This is a genomic window from Streptomyces sp. P17, from assembly GCF_032436805.1.
In the GTDB taxonomy this organism is placed as follows: Bacteria; Actinomycetota; Actinomycetes; order Streptomycetales; family Streptomycetaceae; genus Streptomyces.
In genome coordinates this window covers 84,539-104,196 of record NZ_JAVRBF010000024.1, presented here as the reverse complement: position 1 = coordinate 104,196, position 19,658 = coordinate 84,539, and the positions used below count along the sequence as shown (strand labels likewise).

At 72.2% G+C, this 19,658-nt stretch carries 17 protein-coding genes, 5 tRNA genes and 1 pseudogene; 16 read left to right on the top strand and 7 right to left on the bottom strand.

The genetic code is table 11. The features are described 5' to 3' along the window. Nucleotides 1–65 precede the first annotated feature (65 nt). The 9 genes from RMT89_RS17700 to RMT89_RS17660 all read left to right on the top strand — a co-directional run bounded on the left by RMT89_RS17700 (nt 66) and on the right by RMT89_RS17660 (nt 11,907). Nucleotides 66–716 (top strand): HAD family hydrolase, encoded by a 651-nt coding sequence (locus tag RMT89_RS17700; protein ID WP_315884712.1) that lies wholly within the window; start codon nt 66–68, stop codon nt 714–716. A gap of 320 nt (nt 717–1,036) precedes the next feature. Beyond that, nucleotides 1,037–2,083: an ATP-binding cassette domain-containing protein gene (locus RMT89_RS17695; protein WP_315884711.1), complete on the top strand. Its 1,047-nt coding sequence runs from the start codon at nt 1,037–1,039 to the stop codon at nt 2,081–2,083. Then, entirely contained in the window at nt 2,080–2,805 is a 726-nt protein-coding gene (locus RMT89_RS17690; protein WP_315884710.1) for a methionine ABC transporter permease, read from the top strand. Before RMT89_RS17695 ends, RMT89_RS17690 begins: the two co-directional genes overlap by 4 nt. A gap of 56 nt (nt 2,806–2,861) precedes the next feature. Next, on the top strand, nt 2,862–3,695 hold the full coding sequence (locus RMT89_RS17685; protein WP_315884709.1) for a MetQ/NlpA family ABC transporter substrate-binding protein: 834 nt from the start codon (nt 2,862–2,864) through the stop codon (nt 3,693–3,695). 123 nt (nt 3,696–3,818) lie between these two features. After that, a complete protein-coding gene (locus RMT89_RS17680) occupies nt 3,819–4,457 on the top strand; it encodes a GNAT family N-acetyltransferase (protein ID WP_315884708.1) in 639 nt (212 codons plus the stop codon). Nucleotides 4,458–4,525: 68 nt separating this feature from the next. Beyond that, complete coding sequence (gene cbiE, locus RMT89_RS17675) at nt 4,526–5,737, top strand: precorrin-6y C5,15-methyltransferase (decarboxylating) subunit CbiE (protein ID WP_315884707.1); 1,212 nt, start codon at nt 4,526–4,528, stop codon at nt 5,735–5,737. Nucleotides 5,738–6,103: 366 nt separating this feature from the next. After that, entirely contained in the window at nt 6,104–9,622 is a 3,519-nt protein-coding gene (cobT, locus tag RMT89_RS17670; protein ID WP_315884706.1) for a nicotinate-nucleotide--dimethylbenzimidazole phosphoribosyltransferase, read from the top strand. A gap of 169 nt (nt 9,623–9,791) precedes the next feature. Next, nucleotides 9,792–11,024 carry a uroporphyrinogen-III C-methyltransferase gene (gene cobA, locus RMT89_RS17665; RefSeq protein ID WP_315884705.1) on the top strand — a complete coding sequence of 411 codons (1,233 nt, stop codon included), beginning with the start codon at nt 9,792–9,794 and terminating at the stop codon, nt 11,022–11,024. Nucleotides 11,025–11,088: 64 nt separating this feature from the next. Beyond that, entirely contained in the window at nt 11,089–11,907 is an 819-nt protein-coding gene (locus RMT89_RS17660; RefSeq protein WP_315884704.1) for an RNA methyltransferase, read from the top strand. Here the strand turns inward: RMT89_RS17660 and RMT89_RS17655 are convergent, their stop codons facing one another. Beyond that, nucleotides 11,908–13,254 carry a protein kinase domain-containing protein gene (locus RMT89_RS17655; RefSeq protein WP_315884703.1) on the bottom strand — a complete coding sequence of 449 codons (1,347 nt, stop codon included), beginning with the start codon at nt 13,252–13,254 and terminating at the stop codon, nt 11,908–11,910. It abuts the gene before it with no gap. 195 nt (nt 13,255–13,449) lie between these two features. On the opposite strand from RMT89_RS17655, the gene RMT89_RS17650 reads away from it, so the two are divergent. The 4 genes and pseudogenes from RMT89_RS17650 (at nt 13,450) to RMT89_RS17635 (ending at nt 15,516) form a co-directional block, all read left to right on the top strand. Further along, complete coding sequence (locus RMT89_RS17650) at nt 13,450–13,725, top strand: hypothetical protein (RefSeq protein WP_315884702.1); 276 nt, start codon at nt 13,450–13,452, stop codon at nt 13,723–13,725. Between the two features lie 196 nt (nt 13,726–13,921). Further along, the gene (locus RMT89_RS17645; protein ID WP_315884701.1) at nt 13,922–14,101 is read left to right on the top strand and encodes a hypothetical protein; all 180 of its coding nucleotides are present in this window, start codon (nt 13,922–13,924) and stop codon (nt 14,099–14,101) included. Between the two features lie 602 nt (nt 14,102–14,703). Next, nucleotides 14,704–15,147 (top strand): phosphotransferase family protein, encoded by a 444-nt coding sequence (locus tag RMT89_RS17640; protein ID WP_399498326.1) that lies wholly within the window; start codon nt 14,704–14,706, stop codon nt 15,145–15,147. A gap of 79 nt (nt 15,148–15,226) precedes the next feature. Next, nucleotides 15,227–15,516 (top strand): annotated as a pseudogene (locus RMT89_RS17635) (zf-TFIIB domain-containing protein). Between the two features lie 53 nt (nt 15,517–15,569). On the opposite strand, the gene RMT89_RS17630 reads toward RMT89_RS17635, so the two are convergent. The 5 genes from RMT89_RS17630 to RMT89_RS17610 all read right to left on the bottom strand — a co-directional run bounded on the left by RMT89_RS17630 (nt 15,570) and on the right by RMT89_RS17610 (nt 16,033). Beyond that, nucleotides 15,570–15,641: transfer RNA gene (locus tag RMT89_RS17630), tRNA-Val, on the bottom strand. 34 nt (nt 15,642–15,675) lie between these two features. After that, a tRNA-Val gene (locus tag RMT89_RS17625) sits at nt 15,676–15,747 on the bottom strand. Between the two features lie 26 nt (nt 15,748–15,773). Next, nucleotides 15,774–15,845, bottom strand: a tRNA-Val gene (locus RMT89_RS17620). Between the two features lies 1 nt (nt 15,846). After that, nucleotides 15,847–15,920, bottom strand: a tRNA-Cys gene (locus RMT89_RS17615). Between the two features lie 40 nt (nt 15,921–15,960). Then, nucleotides 15,961–16,033 (bottom strand) — tRNA-Gly (locus RMT89_RS17610). Nucleotides 16,034–16,222: 189 nt separating this feature from the next. Here RMT89_RS17610 and RMT89_RS17605 point away from each other — a divergent pair. The 3 genes from RMT89_RS17605 to RMT89_RS17595 are packed head-to-tail and all read left to right on the top strand — an operon-like array spanning nt 16,223 to nt 18,964. Further along, a complete protein-coding gene (locus tag RMT89_RS17605; protein ID WP_315884700.1) occupies nt 16,223–17,269 on the top strand; it encodes a chorismate-binding protein in 1,047 nt (348 codons plus the stop codon). Continuing rightward, nucleotides 17,266–18,087, top strand: coding sequence for an aminodeoxychorismate lyase (locus RMT89_RS17600; RefSeq protein WP_315884699.1), 822 nt, complete (start codon nt 17,266–17,268; stop codon nt 18,085–18,087). Before RMT89_RS17605 ends, RMT89_RS17600 begins: the two co-directional genes overlap by 4 nt. Nucleotides 18,088–18,139: 52 nt before the next feature. Next, nucleotides 18,140–18,964, top strand: coding sequence for a GNAT family N-acetyltransferase (locus RMT89_RS17595; RefSeq protein ID WP_315884698.1), 825 nt, complete (start codon nt 18,140–18,142; stop codon nt 18,962–18,964). A 2-nt stretch (nt 18,965–18,966) separates the two neighbouring features. Here the strand turns inward: RMT89_RS17595 and RMT89_RS17590 are convergent, their stop codons facing one another. Continuing rightward, nucleotides 18,967–19,494, bottom strand: a complete 528-nt coding sequence (locus RMT89_RS17590) for a DsbA family protein (protein ID WP_315884697.1) — start codon at nt 19,492–19,494, stop codon at nt 18,967–18,969. Nucleotides 19,495–19,658: the final 164 nt, after the last annotated feature.

Here is a 19,658-nt window from a genome sequence, read left to right as displayed (position 1 = left end):
CGACCCTATTACGGGCCAAAAGGCCTGGTGCGGCCGACCCCTGCGGGCACCGTAGGGTCGAGGGCATGCACCTCCACGCCGAAGCCCTGCTGTTCGACAACGACGGCACCCTCGTCTCCTCGCTCGCCTCGGTCGACCGCTGCTGGACACGGTGGGCGGGGGAGTACGGAATCACCGCCGAAGAGTTCGGACGCATCGAACTGCACGGCCGGCCGGCCGTGGAGATAGCCGCCGACCTGCTGCCCGCCGACATCGTGCCGGTGGCCGTGGCCCGCATCGAGACGCTGGAGGTGGAGGACGTCCCCAACGGCGGCGTGGAGCTGCTGCCCGGCGCCCGTGCCTTCCTCGCCTCGCTGCCCGCCGACCGGTGGGCCGTCGTCACCTCCGCCACCCGGCGCCTCGCCGAGGCCCGCCTGGACGCCGTCGGCATCCTGCCCAAGACCCTGATCGCCGCCGACGACATCACCCGCGGCAAGCCCGACCCCGAGCCCTACCTCCTCGCCGCCCGGCGGTTGGGCGTCGACCCGGCCCGCTGTGTCGTCTTCGAGGACGCCCCCGCCGGTCTCCAGGCCGGCCGTGCCGCCGGGATGACCACCGTGGCCTTGGCCACAACCCACCAGGCCCACGAGCTTCGAGCCGACCTGGTGGTCAAGGACCTCTCGGCCCTGTCCGCCCTGGTCACCGCCGCGGGCATCGAGATCTCCGTCCGCGGCTGACCACCGTCCACCGCTCTCCGCAATGCGGACAGCCGTTCTTGGTCCGCGTACACCGTCTGCTTTACTGATCGCATGACCACGACGAGCATCCGCATCCTTGCGACCGAGGCGACCATGACGCCCGGTGCTCGCTGTATGTGTCGAATGTGCGCCTTCTAGAGGGCCCCCGCACCACTTTCTGAGCCTCGCGCCCCGAAGCGAGCCGCCACGGCATGTCCGTACGCCTCCAGCCGTACGTGACCCAGCTGCCCCGCGCACATCTTCCCTCCCGTACCAGGGCACACCCACGCCCGCGTACTCGACAGTGACGGAAACCCCCAGTGATCACCACATCGGGCCTGACGAAAATTTACCGGGCTCACCGCACCCGCGGTCGAGAGGTCACCGCCCTCGACGGCGTCGACCTGCACGTCCGCGAGGGCGAGGTGTACGGCGTCATCGGCCAGTCCGGCGCCGGAAAGTCCTCGCTCATCCGCTGCGTCAACCTCCTGGAGCGCCCCACCGCCGGCACGGTCACCGTCGCAGGCCAGGACCTCACCGCGCTCGCCGGTCGCGGACCGCGCGCCGGCAAGGAACTGCGGCAGGCGCGCAGCCGGATCGGCATGGTCTTCCAGCACTTCAACCTGCTGTCCTCGCGGACCGTGCAGGACAACGTCGGGCTGCCGCTGGAGATCCTCGGCAAGTCGGGCAAGGAGCGCTCCCGCAAGGCGCTCGAACTGCTCGACCTGGTCGGCCTCGCCGACAAGGCCGGGGCCTACCCCGCCCAGCTCTCCGGCGGCCAGAAGCAGCGCGTCGGCATCGCCCGCGCGCTGGCCGGCGACCCCAAGGTGCTGCTCTCCGACGAGGCCACCAGCGCGCTCGACCCGGAGACCACCCGCTCCATCCTCCAGCTGCTGCGCGACCTGAACCGGCAGCTGGGGCTCACCGTCCTGCTCATCACGCACGAGATGGACGTCGTGAAGTCGATCTGCGACTCGGCCGCGCTCATGGAGAAGGGCCGCATCGTCGAGTCCGGCACCGTCAGCGAGCTTCTCGCCACCCCCGGTTCCGAGCTGGCGAGCGCGCTGTTCCCGGTGACCGGCGACGCCACCGACGGCGACCGCACCGTCGTCGACGTCACCTTCCACGGCGAGACCGCCACCCAGCCCGTCATCTCCCAGCTGGCGCGCACCTACAACGTCGACATCTCGATCCTCGGCGCCGCCATCGACACCGTCGGCGGCCTCCAGGTCGGCCGGATGCGCATCGAACTGCCCGGCCGCTACGAGGACAACGTCGTGCCGATCGGCTTCCTGCGCGAACAGGGCCTGCAGATCGACGTACTGGGCCAGGAGCCCGTTCTGCTCACGGAAGGTGCCCACCGATGACCTGGTCCGAGATGCAGCCGCTGCTGGAGCAGGCCTGTTGGGACACCCTCTTCATGGTCGGCTGGTCCACGCTCATCGCCGTCCTCGGCGGCCTGCCGCTCGGCGTGCTGCTGGTCCTGACCGACAAGGGCGGACTGCTCCAGAACGTCGTCGCCAACAAGGTCATCGGGCAGGTCGTGAACGTCGCCCGCTCCATGCCGTTCATCATCCTGATGGTCGCGCTGATGGGGTTCACCCGCTCCATCACCGGCACGACCATAGGCCGTGAGGCCGCCATCGTGCCGCTCGCCATCGGCGCGATCCCCTTCTTCGCGCGGCTGGTCGAGACGGCTGTCCGCGAAGTGGACGGCGGGCTCGTCGAGGCCGTGCAGTCGATGGGCGGCAACACCTGGACGGTCGTGCGCAAGGTCCTCGTACCGGAGTCCCTGCCCTCGCTGATCGCCTCCACCACGACCACGATCGTCGCCCTCATCGGCTACTCCGCGATGGCCGGCACGGTCGGCGCCGGCGGTCTCGGCGACATCGCCATCCGCTACGGCTACCAGCGCTTCGAGACCGAGCTGATGTGGATCACCGTGGCGATCCTCGCCGTGGTCATCTCCCTCATCCAGTTCGCCGGCGACTACGCGGCCCGCTCCCTGCACCGCCGCAGCGGGACCGCGGGTCCCGCGCCCAGGCTTCGGCTGCTGAAGGCGTCCACAGCCACCAGCAAGACCGTCTAGTTCTCCCCGTCACACCCATCACGGGGTTGCTCCACCCATCAGGAAAGGCACTTTTCGTGCGTAACACCGCCAAGATCACCACCGCCGTCCTCGCCGCCGGAGCCCTCACCTTCGGGCTCACCGCCTGCGGCTCCTCCGACAGCGACTCCGCCTCCGCCGACACCAGCGGCCCGCTGGTCGTCGCCGCGAGCCCCGTCCCGCACGCCGAGATCCTCACCTACGTGAAGGACAACCTGGCCAAGGACGCGGGCCTCGACCTGGAGGTCAAGGAGTTCACCGACTACGTCACGCCGAACACGGCGACGGAGGACGGATCGGTCGGCGCCAACTACTTCCAGAACCAGCCGTACCTCGACGACTTCAACAAGAAGAACGGCACCCGCATCGTGCCCGTCGTCACGGTCCACCTGGAGCCGCTCGGCCTCTACTCGAACAAGGTCAAGAGCGCCGACGCCCTCAAGAGCGGTGCCACGATCGCCGTCCCGAACGACAGCGTGAACGAGGCTCGTGCCCTCAAGCTGCTCGACGCCAACGGGATCATCACGCTCAAGGACGGCGTGGGCAACGAAGCGACCCCGGCCGACATCACCAAGAACCCCAAGAATCTCAAGTTCAAGGAGCTGGAGGCGGCCCAGACCCCGCGCTCCCTGGACGACGTGGACGCCGCGGTGATCAACGGCAACTACGCCATCGAGGCCGACTTCAAGCCCGCCCAGGACGCCCTCGTCCTGGAGTCCGCCAAGGACAACCCGTACGGCAACTTCCTTGCCGTGAAGAAGGGCAGCGAGGACGACCCGCGCGTCAAGAAGCTCGCGAAGCTCCTGACCTCCCCCGAGGTCAAGAAGTTCATCGAGGACAAGTACGCCGGTTCCGTCATCGCCTCGTTCTGACCCGCGCCTTGTGACCACCGCACCGCACCACGGGGAGGACCCCTGTGGTGCGGTGCGGTGGTTTCATGCTGCATGCTGGGCAGTTCAGCAGGCCTGACGGTTTCGAAGGTTACGGAGCGGCGCATGACGAGCACCTTCCCCAACATCTCCATCAGCACGGAGCGGTTGGTGCTGCGTCCCCTCGACGAGGACGACGTGCCCGCCCTGACCGAGATGATGAACGACGAGCAGGTCGCCGCCTGGACCGATGTCCCGCAGCCCTTCACCCAGGCCGGCGCCCGCACCTGGATCACCGAGTACGCCCCCACCCAGCGCACCGGGGGCCACGGTCTCGACCTCGCCGTCGCCGAGTTCCTCACCCAGCGTCTGGTCGGCATCGTCCAACTCGGCAAGACCAACTGGCACATCCGCTCCACCGAACTGTCGTACATCATCGCGCCCTGGGCCCGCGGCGAGGGCTACGCCTCCGAGGCCACCCTCGCCACCGCCCAATGGCTCTTCGGCGACCAGAAGTTCGAGCGCATCGAGCTGCGCACGGCCGCCGGCAACACCGCCTCCCAGCAGGTGGCCCAGAAGATCGGCTGCATCAGCGAGGGCGTCCTGCGCAACGCCTGCATAGCGCACGTCCGGGCCGACGACGGCACCTGGTCCGATGTGCGCACCGACTTCATCGTCTGGGGCCTGCTCCCAGAAGACCTGGAGGGCGCGGGGGAGCAGCCGGCCGACTCCGGAGGTTTCACGTCCTACTCCGACTGGAACTGACCCCGGTCGGCCGGGATACCCTCGGGCTGCCCCGTCCACCTGCGTAAACCCCCTGGAGACTGACGACCATGGCCGACCGGGTCACGGTGATCGGCTGGGACGGCTCGCCGCTGACCGCCGCGGCACGCGCCGCCCTCGGCGCCGCCACGCTCGTGGCCGGCGCCGCGCACCACCTGGCGCTGCCCGAGGTGCCCCCCGCCGCCGAGCGCATCCGCCTCGGCAGCGTCGCCCTCGCCGCCCGCCGGATCGCCGGCCACCGCGGCACCGCGGTGGTGCTCGCCGACGGCGACCCCGGCTTCTTCGGAGTCGTACGAACCCTGCGCGCGCCCGAGTTCGGCCTGGAGGTCGAAGTCGTGCCCGCCGTCTCCTCGGTCGCCACCGCCTTCGCCCGCGCCGGAATGCCCTGGGACGACGCCCAAGTGGTCGTCGCGCACCCGCGCACCCTGCGACGCGCCGTGAATGTGTGCCGCGCCCACACCAAGGTCGCCGTCCTCACCTCACCCGGCGCGGGACCCGCCGAACTCGGACTGCTCCTGGAGGGCGTCCACCGCACCTTCGTCATCTGCGAGGAACTCGGCACCGAACGCGAACAGGTCACCGTCGTCACCTCCGACAAGGCCGCCGACCACACCTGGCGCGACCCCAATGTCGTCATCGTCATCGGCGGCCCTGCCGGGATCGCGGAGGGCGGCGGCTGGATCGCGGGCCGCGACCCGTCCGCCACGCCGCGCGGCTGGACCCTGCCCGCCGAGGCCTACGGCGGCCTTATGGGCGAGGGCGAGCTGGAACCGCTGCGGGCGGCCCAACTCGCCCGGCTCGGACCGCGCGTGGGCGATCTGGTGTGGGACATCGGCTGCGGCAGCGGTGCCTTCGCCACCGAGGCCGCCCGGGCCGGGGCCGCCGTCATCGCCGTCGACCGCGACCCACGGGCCTGCGAGCGCACCGAGTCCAACGCCCGCGCTCTCGGCGTCCAGCTCCAGGTCGTGCACGGCACCGCCCCGCACGTCCTGGAGAACCTGCCCGAACCCGACGTCGTACGCGTCGGCGGCGGGGGAGCGGCGGTCGTCTCCGCGGTCGCGGACCGCCGCCCGCAGCGCATCGTCACCCACGCGGCCACCCGCGACGAGGCCGAACTCATCGGCCGTGACCTGACCGAACACGGCTACCGGGTCGAGTGCGCCCTGCTCCAGTCCGTCGAACTCGACCCGCGGGCCTGGACGGAGCGCGAACGGAGCGTCGCGTTCCTGCTCAGCGGCCTGCTGCCGGACCGTACGGGCTGACGCCGATCCCGTCCCCGTGATCCTGTTGTCGTACCGCGCGCGGTAGGCTGGCCGATCGTTGCACCGCACTCGGACGCCCGACGCTTCGTCGGTCAATGTCCGGAAAACACGCCCGTTTTGGGGTGGGTGTGGTACGGCAGAACCGGAGGACGCGCAACGTGGCGCAGTCCACAGCGGGATCGTCGCGGATGAAGCTGTCGTGACGGGGGAACGGCCGCGACAATGCCAGTAAATGGCTTTGTCGTCTTTGTGGACGGGTCGTTCGTGCCGCTGGGCACACACGCTCGTTCTTCACTGTGGGGCGGTCGGTGCGCCGTTCCGGGTGAGCAGGTCGTAGAAGCACTAACCGATGGGCGAGGGGTACGCATGACCGACACCGGCCAGGTTCCGGGCGAGGGACTGCCGGAGAACGCAGGCATGGTGGATCAGCCGGGCGTCCCCGCGCCCGGTGCGTACACCTACCTCTCCGAGACCACCGCCGAGGACGAAGACCTGTTGCTGCTGCCCGGCGCCCAGAGCGCCTGGGGCAACGAGGTCGCCCCGCCCACGCCGGAACCGGTCGTGGAGGCCCTGCACGAACCCGGTGCGCACGAGATGTCCGGCCGGGACAGCGGCGCGGTCGACCTCAGCGCGGTCCGGATGCCCGGTCCGGCGCCGGTGCCGCCGACGACCCCGCGGCGCCCGCTGCATCTCGGCCCGCCGACCCCCGACGCCTCCGCCAGCCCGGTCCGCTCCCTCGCCGACCGCGGCGCGGTGGGAGCCGCGCCGGTGCGGCAGCCCGGTCCGCCCACGGCAGGTCCGGAGTACCTCGACATCGCGGGGCCGCAGCCGGCCGCGCCCTGGGGAGCCCCGGCGCCTTCTCCCGCTCCCGCTCCGGTGAGCGCCGAGGTGCCGGCTGCCGAAACGGTTGTTCCCTCGGCGGCACCGGCTCCTGAGCCCGCCGACGCGGCCCAGGCGGCCATGGCCCGTCTCGCCGCGGAGGCGGTCGCTGTCGCGCAGCCCGTGGAGGGACCGGAGCCCGGTCACGCCGCGCAGGAACCGAAGGCGAACGAGACGGTGCCGGCCGCCGCGCCGGAGGAGGCCGGGCCGTTTCCGGTGGCGCCGGTCGCGGACGAGGTTTCCGTGCCTGTCGCGCAGTTCCCGGTGCCGGAGGGTGACTCGGGCGCGGGTTCCGAGGCTGGCCAGGTCGTGGAGCCGGTGGCCGAAGCGGTGCCGGTAGCGGTGGCCGGAGTTGCGCAGGACACCGAGCCGGCTGCGCCTACGGATGTTCAGGCTGCCGAGGACGTTCAAGCTCCCGAGGCCGTCGTGCCCGAGGCTGTAGCCCCCGAGCCGGAGCCCGTCGCGGTTCCGGAGCCGCCGGTGGCCGAGCCCGTGGCGCCGGAGGCTCCGGTGGTCGTCGAGGCCGCCGTACCGGACGCGGCGCAGGCCGCCGAGGGCCCCGAGGCCGTCGTACCCGAGTCCGCCGAGGGCCCCGTCGTCGCCGAGCCCGAGCCGGTCGTGCCCGTGGCTGAGGAACCGCCCGCGCCCGAGCCCCCGCAGGTCGTCGAGCCGGTACCCGCGCCCGAGGTTCCCGTCCCGGACCTCGCTGCCGAGGCCCCCGCCCTGGACCTCGCTGCCGAGGCCCCCGCCCCGGACCTCGCTGCCGAGGCCCCCGCACCTGAGCCCGCTCCGGAGACCCCCACGGCTCCCACCCCCTTCGTGGCCGCCCCCACCGAGCTCCCGGCCGAGCCGGCCGCCCCCGTCGTAGCAGAGGCACCCGTCGTCATCCCCGAGCCCGCCCCGCAGCCCGAGCCCTTCGAGGCGCAGCCCGTGACCCCGGCCGTCGAGGAGCCGGAGGCCCCCGCGCCCCAGCCGTACGTCGCCGACCCGGCCGGGCCCCAGCTTCAGACGCCGGAGGCCGGTGTGCCGAGGGAGCTTCACCCGGAGCAGCCCCTGGGGCAGTTCGTGCCGGTGGCGGGACAGGTGCCGACCACCCCGCACCTCGCGCCTACCCCGCCCCAGCCGATCGTCCTCCCCGCCGAGGAGTCCCCCTCGGTCCCCGCTCCACGCGCGGGCGGCCCCGAACCGGTACAGCACGCGGAGGACCTGGACACCAGGGCCGCCGACCAGGAAGAGAGCACGGCCCCCGTGGCAGAAGCACGACAGGCCACCGGCCCGGCCGCGCCCGCCTACGAAGACGCCGAGCGCGAGGCCGTGCTGAAGGTCATGCGCGAGCGCCGTGACATCCGCAACGGCTTCCGCAGCGACCCCATCCCGCACGAGGTGTTGCTCCGCGTGCTGGAGGCGGCCCACACGGCACCGTCCGTCGGCCACTCGCAGCCCTGGGACTTCGTCGTCATCCGCTCCGCCGAGACCCGGCGCACGATGCACGAGCTGGCGATGCGGCAGCGCGACGCGTACGCGAAGTCGCTGCCCAAGGGGCGGGCGAAGCAGTTCAAGGAACTGAAGATCGAGGCCATCCTCGACACCCCGGTGAACATCGTGGTCACCGCCGACCCGACCCGCGGCGGCCGGCACACCCTGGGCCGCCACACGCAGCCGCAGATGGCGCCGTACTCCTCCGCGCTCGCCGTCGAGAACCTCTGGCTCGCCGCCCGCGCCGAGGGCCTCGGCGTCGGCTGGGTCAGCTTCTTCGACGAGCGCGAGATGGTCCGCACCCTCGGTCTGCCCGACCACCTGGAGGTCGTCGCCTACCTGTGCGTCGGGTACGTCGACGAGTTCCCGGACGAGCCCGAGCTGATGCAGGCCGGCTGGTCCAAGCGCCGCCCGCTGTCCTGGGTGGTCCACGAGGAGACGTACGGCCGCCGCGCCCTGCCCGGCGAGGACCCGCACGACCTGCTCGGCGAGACCGTCGCCCAGATCCGCCCGCTGGACGCCAAGGCGCTCGGCGAGGCCTGGGAGCGGCAGAAGCGCATGACCAAGCCGGCCGGTGCGCTCGGCATGCTGGAGATCATCTCCGCCCAGCTGTCCGGCCTGTCCCGCCAGTGCCCGCCGCCGATCCCGGAGCCCGCGGCCGTCGCGATCTTCGCGGGCGACCACGGTGTGCACGCCCAGGGCGTCACCCCCTGGCCGCAGGAGGTGACGGCCCAGATGGTCGCCAACTTCCTCGGCGGCGGCGCGGTCTGCAACGCCTTCGCGGGCCAGGTGGGCGCGGAGGTCTGCGTGGTGGACGTAGGTGTGGCGGCCGACCTCCCCGCGACGCCCGGCCTCCTTCCCCGCAAGGTCAGGGCCGGCACTTCCGACATGACCACCGGCCCCGCGATGACCCGCGAGGAGGCCAAGCAGGCCATCGAGGTGGGCATCGAGACGGCCCGCGACCTGGTGGCGGCGGGCAACAAGGCCCTGCTGACGGGCGAGATGGGCATCGCCAACACGACGGCCTCGGCGGCTCTGATCTCGGTCTTCACCGGCGCCGACCCGGCCGAGGTGACCGGCCGTGGCACCGGCATCAACGACGAGACCCTCGCCCGCAAGACCGAGGTCGTCCGCCGCGCCCTCGAAGTCCACCAGCCGGACCCGGCCGACCCCATCGGCGTCCTCGCCGCGATCGGCGGCTTCGAACACGCGGCGATGGTGGGCCTGTTGCTGGGCGGCGCGTCCTTGCGTACGCCGGTGATCCTTGACGGCGTCAGCGCCGGCGCCGCGGCCCTGGTCGCCCGCGCGATCGCCCCGGAGGTCCTCGCCGCCTGCATCGCGGGCCACCGCAGCGCGGAACCGGGCCACGTGGCAGCCCTGAACAAGCTGGGCCTGCGCCCCCTGGTCGACCTCGACCTCCGCCTCGGCGAGGGCACGGGCGCGCTCCTGGCGCTGCCCCTGGTCCAGAGCACGGCGAGAGCGATGCACGAGGTGGCGACGTTCGACTCGGCCGGGGTCACCGAAAAGTAGGCAGTGGGTGGGGCCTGGGGACCGCCGCCCCGGGCCTCTTCGCCACGCCCACGGCCCGCACCCGGCGACGATGCCCAGCCACCGGACACCGCGAGCCGCTCCCCCCACCGCCCCGTAAAATCCGCACGTCAGGGCTACCGCACCGCCGCATCAGAGGAGCCGCACCCTCATGGCCGAAAACCCCGCCTACCCCGTAGGCCTCCGCCTCACCGGCCGCCGGGTCGTCGTCCTCGGCGGCGGCCAGGTCGCCCAGCGCCGTCTCCCGGCACTGATCGCAGCGGGCGCGGACATCCACCTCGTATCCCCCGAGGTGACCCCCTCCGTCGAGGCCATGGCGGAGGCGGCCGAGCTCACCTGGCACAAGCGGCCGTACGAGGACGGCGACCTCGCGGAGGCCTGGTACGCCCTGATCGCCACCAGCGATCCCGAGGCCAACCAAGTGGCCTCCACCGAAGCGGAGCGCAACCGCGTCTGGTGCGTCCGCTCCGACGACGCCGACGCCGCCACCGCCTGGACCCCGGCCACGGGAACCAGCGAGGGCGTCACCGTCGCGATCCTCACCACCGACACCCGGTCCCGCGACCCCCGCCACACCGCCGCCATCCGGGACGCGGTCGTCGAGGGCCTGCGCGACGGCACCCTCGTCGCCCCGCACCACCGCACCCGCACCCCCGGCGTCGCCCTCGTCGGCGGCGGCCCCGGCGACCCGGACCTGATCACCGTCCGCGGCCGCCGCCTCCTCGCCGAGGCCGACGTGGTCATCACCGACCACCTGGGCCCGCGCGACCTGCTCGCGGAGCTGCCGGCCAGCGTCGAGGTCATCGACGCGGCGAAGCTTCCGTACGGACGGTTCATGGCCCAGGAGGCCATCAACAACGCCCTGATCGAGCACGCCAAGCAGGGCAAGTCCGTCGTACGTCTCAAGGGCGGCGACCCCTTCGTCTACGGCCGTGGCATGGAGGAGGTCCAGGCGCTGGCCGAGGCCGGTGTCCCGTGCACGGTCGTGCCCGGCATCTCCAGCTCGATCTCGGTCCCGGGAGCCGCGGGCATCCCGGTCACCCACCGGGGCGTCGCGCACGAGTTCACGGTGGTCAGCGGCCACATCGCGCCCGACGACGAGCGTTCACTGGTCGACTGGCCGTCCCTCGCCAAGCTCACCGGCACACTGGTGATCCTCATGGGCGTCGGCACCATCGGGAAGGTCGCCGAGACGCTCATCGCGCACGGCAAGTCCCCGGACACCCCCGTCGCCCTGGTCCAGGAGGGCACCACGGCCGCCCAGCGGCGCGTCGACGCGACCCTCGCGACGGCCGCCGAGGCCGTCACCGCGCAGGAGGTCAAGCCGCCGGCCGTCATCGTCATCGGCGAGGTCGTGAAGGTCGGCCCGACGACCTTGGCGTAACCCGAGGTAACTCACCTTCTCCCGAGCCGTTGGCACCGCACGCACGACAAGGCAGTATCACCCTGTGGCCGATCTCATCACCGTCGAGGACCCCGACGACCCGCGCCTGCGCGACTACACGGGCCTGACCGACGTAGAACTGCGCCGCAAGCGCGAGCCCGCCGAGGGCCTGTTCATCGCCGAGGGCGAGAAGGTCATCAGACGGGCCAAGGACGCCGGCTACGAGATGCGCTCGATGCTGCTGTCCGCGAAGTGGGTCGACGTCATGCGTGACGTCATCGACGAACTCCCGGCCCCCGTCTACGCCGTCAGCCCCGAGCTCGCCGAACAGGTCACCGGCTACCACGTGCACCGCGGCGCGCTCGCCTCCATGCAGCGCAAGCCCCTCCCGGCGGCGGCCGACCTGCTCCAGACCGCCCGCCGGGTGGTGGTCATGGAGTCGGTCAACGACCACACCAACATCGGCGCGATCTTCCGCTCGGCGGCGGCGCTCGGCATGGACGCGGTCCTGCTCTCGCCCGACTGCGCGGACCCGCTGTACCGCCGTAGCGTGAAGGTCTCGATGGGCGCGGTCTTCTCGGTGCCGTACGCCCGTCTGGAGACCTGGCCCAAGGGCCTGGAGTCGGTCCGTGAGGCTGGATTCTCCCTCCTCGCCCTCACGCCGGACGAGAAGGCCAAGCCCCTCGACGAGGCCGCACCGCACCGGATGGACCGGGTCGCCCTGATGCTCGGCGCCGAGGGCGACGGCCTGTCCCGCCAGGCCCTGGTCGCCGCGGACGAGTGGGTCCGCATCCCCATGGCCCACGGCGTGGACTCCCTCAACGTGGGCGCGGCGGCCGCGGTCGCGTTCTACGCGGTCGCGACCGGCCGCCCCGGGGCATAGTCAGTACTCGTACCGCGGCTCGCCACCTGGCGTCGGCCCGGCCGACCACTCCTGCCGTACGACGTCCCGCTCCTCGCCCATTCCCCGGCTCGGGCCCTGGCAGCCCTGGGCGACGGCGATACCGAGCGCGACCAGCAGGGTCACCACGACGAACACGAACAGCCGCTGGCGCAGCAACTGCGGGTTGGCGGGCCGGCGGCCCGTGCCCGTGTTCCGCGCCGGACGGCCGGTACCGCTGCGCGGTGCGGGCCGGTTGCCACTGCCCGTGCGCCCGGTGTTCCGCGAGGCGGGCGTGGGCCGCGGCCCGGACCGGCCGGAGGACGACGGGGTGGCACCACCGCGCGAGGCGCTGCTGCCCCGGGAGGGAGCGGGACCGCGAGAGGACGGGCCGGTGGGCCGCGGCGGCGGCGGTCCCTGCGGGCGGCGCTGGGCGCGGTCCGGGTAGGTGTCCGCGAGCCGTCCGGTCGGCCGGTCAGCCTCCCCCGAGCGGGGCGCGGGCGGACGCAGCTCGGCGATGCCCTGCGCCTCGCGGGCCGCGATCTCCTTCAGCCGCAGCGACAGTTGGAGCGTGGTCGGCCGCTCCTCGGGCGCCTTGGCGAGACAGGCCCGTACGAGCGGGGCCAGCGCGTCGGGCACGCCGTGCAGCTGCGGCTCCTCGTGCACGACGCGGTAGAGCATCACCTCGGAACTGCCGTGCCCGAAGGGCGAGTCGCCCATCGAGGCGTACGCCAGGGTCGCGCCGAGCGAGAAGACGTCCGTGGCCGGGGTGACGGCGGCGCCACGCACCTGCTCCGGGGCGAGGAAGCCGGGGGAGCCCACCGCCGTACCGACGTGGGTGAGCGTCGAGGCCCCCGTCGCCCAGGCGATGCCGAAGTCGATGATCCGGGGGCCCTTGGGGGACAGCAGGATGTTGGACGGCTTCAGATCCCGGTGCACCACCCCGGCCTCGTGCACCGCGACCAGCCCCTCCGACAGGGCGGCCCCGATCGCGGCGACCTCGGCCGCGACCAGCGACCCCTCGTCGGCGACCTTGTCGTGCAGCGAGGGCCCGGGGACGTACTGCGTGGCGAACCACGGCCGGTCGGCGTCGAGATCCGCCGCGACGAGGCGTGCGGTGCACCCACCCCGGATGCGCCGAGCCGCGGAGACCTCACGCGCGAACCGCGAGCGGAACTCCTGGTCCTCCGCCAGATCGGGCCGGATCACCTTCAGCGCGACCCGCTGCCCCTTCTTGTCGGAGCCCAGGTAGACCACGCCCATCCCGCCCGCGCCGAGCCGCCTGTGAAGCCTGAACGAGCCGACGACGCGCGGGTCCTCGCGCCTCAGGCGCATCATCGCCATGTTCATCCCCGCTGCCCGGTCCTGTGACGAGCCACAGCTTACGTTTCCCCGGCCGCCTGCGCGCAGAGGCCGCGCCCTCTCGTCCAGACGGATTGTCAGTGCCGGGTGGGAGACTTGAGGGGTGGTCAGGGAGCTGGTGAACAGGCCGACTTCGTCCGGTCTGTGATCCCAACCACCCGTCACAGAAGGGGGATTGAACCCGTGAAGGGTGATCGCGTGGAGATAGTCGTGGACGCGGGGGACACGACCCGCACCTACGAGATGGTGGCGAGCAGGGCGGGCCGCCGGGTGGAGACCGCGGTGCGCCGAGGCGTGGTGGAAGTGAGCGAAGTCACCCGCAACGGCTCTGTCGTACGTACGGCCCGATTCATGGCGAACCGGGTCCTGGCGCTGGTCGAGCAGCCGGTGCCGCGTGAGGACAGCTCGGAGAAAGCGGGGCACACCGGACGCCCCCTCCGGGAAGACCCCGAGACCTAGGACTCCGTCTCCACCCAGGGGAGTACTCCCCATCTGATGGCTCATCCTCCGGGAGGCCAGGCAATCGGTACGAGGGCATGACGTACGGCGGGGGCCGCGCCCGTAGATTTGAGGTCAAGCGGCGGGTGCAGCACTCGTCCCCCGAGGTCAGACACCCGCCGCTGCCAAGGACAACAGAACGGTCAGGAGAGGGACCATGGCCCAGACGGCACCGCGGACACTGCTCCGCACACAGACGCGCCGCCAGGGCCGTCGCCACCCACTGGTGGCGACGCTGATGGCCCTCCCCCTGGCGGCCCTGCTCCTCCTCGTCTTCGACGGCTGGGAGACAGTGGCCACACAAGCGTCGTCCGTGGGCGTGATGCTGGGGCGCTGAGCGGCGACCCCAGGCCCGGAAGAGCGGTCCGGGCGGGGACATCCACCCATGAAACCCCGTGGGGACGGGGGTGCGGCGGACGGCACCAATGCCGGCGCAGCTGGGGAGCTGCGCCGGCATTACTTTTACCCACGCCCGCTGCCTCAACGCCGACGTGAGATCCAGCCCCTGCCTTCTCGGCTGCACCAACTCGCGCCGCTGGATCCGGCACGCACGCAAACGGCGCCCCTGAACACTTCCCGCGGCCGACCCCAGCAGCCGAGCCGGACAGCTCGCGCGGCGGTGGGCCCGGCACCCCGGCGGCCCTGCACGGCCCGGTACCCCGGCGGCCGTGCCCATCCCGCGTCGCCGTGGGCCCGGCACCCCGGCGGCCCTGCACATCCCGTGCAGCCGTCGGCCCGCCCCACCCGCCCCACCCGCGCCGCTGCGGCCGTCGCGCCGCCGGCCGGCGCCGACCCGAGCAGCCGGGCTGATGAGCTCGCGCAGCGGTGGGCCCGGTACCCCGGTGGCCCTGCACATCCCGTGCAGCCGTCGGCCCGCCCCACCCGCGCCGCTGCGGCCGCTCGCGCCGCCGGCCGGCGCCGACCCGAGCAGCCGGGCTGATGAGCTCGCGCAGCCGTGGGCCCGGCACCCGGCGACCCTGCACATCCCACGGCGACTTCCACCTCGGCCAGCTCGTCCGCCACCCCGCCCCGGACGGCCCCTGGCGCCTCATAGACGTCGATGACCTCGGCACCGGTGACCCTGCCTGGGACCTCGCCCGCCCCGCCGCCTGGTACGCCTGCGGCCTCCTCGCCCCCGACGAGTGGACCCGCTTCCTCAGCGCCTACCGCGCCGCAGCCGGCCCGGCGATCAGCGCGCACGGCGACCCCTGGCCCACCCTCGACATCCCGGCCCGCGCCCTGACCGTACAGACCGCTGCCACGGCGATGGCGAAGGCGGCGACAGCCGGCCGCCCCCTCGACGAGGTCGAGCAGTCCTTTGTCGACGCCTGCGACCGAATGGCGTCCGCCCCGCCCGAGTTGACGTACGAATCAGTCAAGTAGGGTGCAACCGACCGCAGCCGGACAGAGTCCGCCCTGGCGATACGCGAAGCAGGACCGACCGGCGAGGAGTTGAGCCGACATGCAGTGTCCGAAGTGTCGTGCCCCGATGCACACCTACAACCGCAACGGCGTTCAGATCGAGCAGTGCAGTGGCTGCCCGGGATATTCCTCGACTACGGCGAGCTGGAGGCCCTGACCCGCCTGGAGTCCCAGTGGTCCCAGCCGACGGCCCCACCGGCCCCGCCCGCCCCGCAGGCGCACCCGGCCGCCTCCGCCCCCGCGGCCCCCGTCTGGGGCGCCCCGCAGCACGGCGGCCACTACGGTCACAAGCGCCAGAAGAGCTTCGGCCACATGCTCTTCTCCAGCTGAGCCGCAGCGCACACGAAGAAGCCCCCGACCACAGGGCCGGGGGCTTCGGTGCGTGGACGATACTGGGATTGAACCAGTGACCTCTTCCGTGTCAGGGAAGCGCTCTCCCGCTGAGCTAATCGTCCTCGGGACCGTGACCCGCAGATCACGAGTGCTACGTGCGCGATACTGGGATTGAACCAGTGACCTCTTCCGTGTCAGGGAAGCGCTCTCCCGCTGAGCTAATCGCGCGGGTCCGGATCTTCGAGAAGATCCAGTGGACGATACTGGGATTGAACCAGTGACCTCTTCCGTGTCAGGGAAGCGCTCTCCCGCTGAGCTAATCGTCCTTGGAGGTGGAGACGGGATTTGAACCCGTGTAGACGGCTTTGCAGGCCGTTGCCTCGCCTCTCGGCCACTCCACCAGGAGTGTGGGGGTTCGGGATGATCCCCCTTGCTCTTTCGAGCGAACGACGAGGTTCGAACTCGCGACCTCAACCTTGGCAAGGTTGCGCTCTACCAACTGAGCTACGTTCGCCTGTCTTTCCGTTCGGCTTGCGCGTCCCGGCGACGTGTTGAACTCTAGCGGATTCCTGGGCCAGTACAAAAACGCGTTTGTGCAGCGTGCTGCGCCTCACCCCCGCCCCACCTGCTCCCGGACGTGGTCAGAGCCCCCGCGAGGACATGCCCAGGTCACCCCGGAGACACCCGCCATAGACTCGACACCGTGCTCGACCTCCCTCCCCTGGCCCGCTTCGGCGACCGTCTCGCCACCGGCCTCCTCGACGTCACCAGCGACCCCGCGGCCCTGGACTCCACCGGCTTCTGGGCCGTCGCCGCGGACTTCGAGGGCCGGCTGACCTGCGCCCGCTTCCGGGACGTACGGGAGTCGCCCGTGCCCGCCCCGGTGCCGGGCGCCTGGCGCGGCCCCGCGGCGGACGACTGGACCTCCTCCCTCGACCGCGCCGCGTACACCGCCGGTGTGCGCCGCATCCGCGAGCACATCGCCGCCGGCGAGGTCTACCAGGCCAACCTCTGCCGGGTGCTCTCCGCGCCCGCCGCCCCCGACGCCGACGTGGACGCCCTGACCGCACTGCTGGCCCGCGGCAACCCGGCGCCGTACGCAGGAACGATCCGGCTGCCGGGGCACGGCGTGGAGATCGCCACCGCCTCCCCGGAGCTGTTCCTGCGCCGGGACGGCCGGACCGTGGAGTCCGGGCCGATCAAGGGCACCGGGCGGACCGAGGCGGACCTGCTGGAGAAGGACTACGCCGAGAACGTGATGATCGTCGACCTGGTCCGCAATGACATAGGCCGCGTCTGCGCCACCGGCTCGGTCTCCGTCCCCGATCTGTGCGCCGTGGAGAAGCACCCGGGCCTCGTCCATCTCGTCTCCACCGTGCGCGGCGAGCTGCGCCCCGACGCCGGCTGGCCCGAGCTGCTCGCCGCCGCCTTTCCGCCCGGCTCGGTCACCGGCGCCCCCAAGTCCAGCGCGCTGCGGATCATCGACGCGCTGGAGACGGCGCCCCGGGGCCCGTACTGCGGCGGCATCGGCTGGGTCGACGCGGACCGGGGGACCGGCGAGCTGGCGGTCGGCATCCGCACCTTCTGGATCGACCGTGCGGAGGGCGTCCTGCGCTTCGGCACCGGCGCCGGAGTCACCTGGGGCTCCGACCCGGAGGGGGAGTGGCGGGAGACCGAGCTGAAGGCGTCCCGGCTGCTCGCGGTAGCGTCGGGGGTGTACGAGGTGAGCGGAGAGGGACTAGGCACGTGAAGATCTGGCTCGACGGCAGGTTGCAGGACATCGAGTCCGCCCGCGTCTCCGTCTTCGACCATGGGCTGACCGTGGGCGACGGCATCTTCGAGACGGTGAAGGCGACCGACGGGAAGACGTTCGCGCTCACCCGGCATCTGAACCGGCTGACCCGCTCCGCGCGCGGCCTCGGCCTGCCGGACCCCGACCACGACGAGATCCGCCGCGCTTGTACGGCCGTACTCGAAGCGAACCCGATGCCGCTCGGCCGGCTGCGCATCACCTACACCGGCGGCCACGGCCCCCTCGGCTCCGACCGCGGCGAACACGGCCCGACCCTCGTCGTCGCCCTCGGCGAGACCACCCGCCGCCCCGACGCCACCGCCGTGATCACGGTCCCCTGGACCCGCAACGAACGCGGTGCGCTCACCGGCCTGAAGACCACCTCGTACGCCGAGAACGTCGTCGCCCTGGCCCGCGCCCACCACCACGGCGGCTCCGAGGCGCTGTTCGCCAACACGGTCGGCCAACTCTGCGAGGGCACGGGGTCCAACGTCTTCGTCGTCCTGGACGGCGAGATCCACACCCCGCCGGTCGCCTCCGGCTGTCTCGCGGGCATCACCCGCGAACTGGTCGTGGAGTGGACGGGCGCCAAGGAGACCGATCTGCCGCTGGACGTCCTTGAGCGGGCCGACGAGATCTTCCTGACGTCGACGCTGCGGGACGTCCAGGCCGTGCACCGCGTCGACGAGCGCGAACTGCCGGGCGCCCCGGGCCCGGTCACCGCAAAGGCGATGCGGGTCTTCGACGAGCGGTCCGGCCACGACCAAGATCCGTGAGGTCGGGCAAAAGAAGCTGACGCGCGGCTCCATCGCGGGTAGAACACCCGTGATGACCACGACCCTGCGGCCGACCGAGCCGCTCCAGCGAGATGCCGACGGGGTGCTGTCGCGCCACTTCCAGGTGTGTGTGAACAGCCGTCCGGTCGGCGCGATACACCTCGCGACGGACCCCCTCTTCGGGCCGACCGTCGCGCGCATCAGCGACCTGAGCATCGAGGAGCCGGACCGCAGGCGCGGGCGGGGCACCGTGGCCGCGCTCGCCGCCGAGGAGGTGGCCCGCGGCTGGGGCTGCACTCGCGTCGAGATCAGGGTGCCCGGCGACTGCGAGGGCGCGCTCCGCCTCGCCACCGCGCTCGGCTACGTCCACCGCAACCGCGGCATGGAGAAGCGGCTCGGCGCCACCCCGCCCGAACTGCCCGAGGGCAGCCGGGGCCGGCCCATGACGGAGGCGGAGTACGGGCCGTGGATGGAGCACGGCAACGCGCACTACGCGCAGAGCTGGATCGAGCGCGGCGTGCCCGAGGGCCAGGCGTGGGCCAAGGCGCTGAGCGACATGTCCAAGCTGCTCCCGCAGGGCCTGGCCACCGAGAACGTGGTCATCAGCGTCCTGGAGCACGAGGGCGAGGCCGTCGGCACCCTGTGGCTGTCGGTGGCGGGGGACAAGGCGTACGTCTTCGACGTCGAGACCGACCCGCGCTTCCGCGGCCGGGGCCACGGCCGCACGCTGATGCTGCTGGCCGAGGCCCAGGCGATGGCAGCCCGGAAGCGGGTCATCGGCCTCAACGTGTTCGCGGACAACGCCCCGGCCGAGCGCCTGTACGAGTCCCTGGGCTATGTGCCGGTGGGCTGGTCGATGTACAAGAACCTGTTCTGAGGTCAGCCCTGCCCGGCCTCCGCGAGCAGCCGGTCCACGATCTCCTCGACGCGCTCGCGCAGCCCCTCCTGGCTCTTGCCGCCGTCGAGGCGCTCACCGCCGATGACGTACGTCGGGGTGCCGGTCACGCCGATCGCCTTGCCCTCGGCCTGGTCGGCGTCCACGATCAGGATGTGCCGGCCGTCGATCAGCGCGGTGTCGAACTCCGCGGCGTCCAGACCGAGTTCCCCGGCCACCTCGACCAGGAAGGGTTCCCCCTTACGGTCCAGCTCCTCGACCCGGCCCAGCACGGCCTCCACGTACGCCCAGCCCTTCCCCTGTTCCAGGGCCTCCTCGGCGGCCTGCGCGGCGGCGAAGGAGTGCTTGTGCTTCTCCAGCGGGAAGTGCCGCAGCCTGAGCTCCAGCCGGTCGCCGTAGCGGGCGCGCAGGGCCCGCAGGTCGTCGAGGGCGGTACGGCAGTCGGGGCACTGGAGTTCGCACCAGACGTCGAGGACGGGCGCGGCGGGACGGACGGGGGAGGAGTCGCTCATGTGCCCAGTCTCCCAGCCCGGGATCCGCCGAGCCCCATCAGGGACCCACGACCGGACCGGCACCTTCGGAGGAGCCGACCCGGAGATGTCCCTGATGTCCGGCGGGAGCATGGCCCGGCGGGGCCCCGCAGGTGCAGGATGGAAGGGACGAGGGCCCCGCGCCT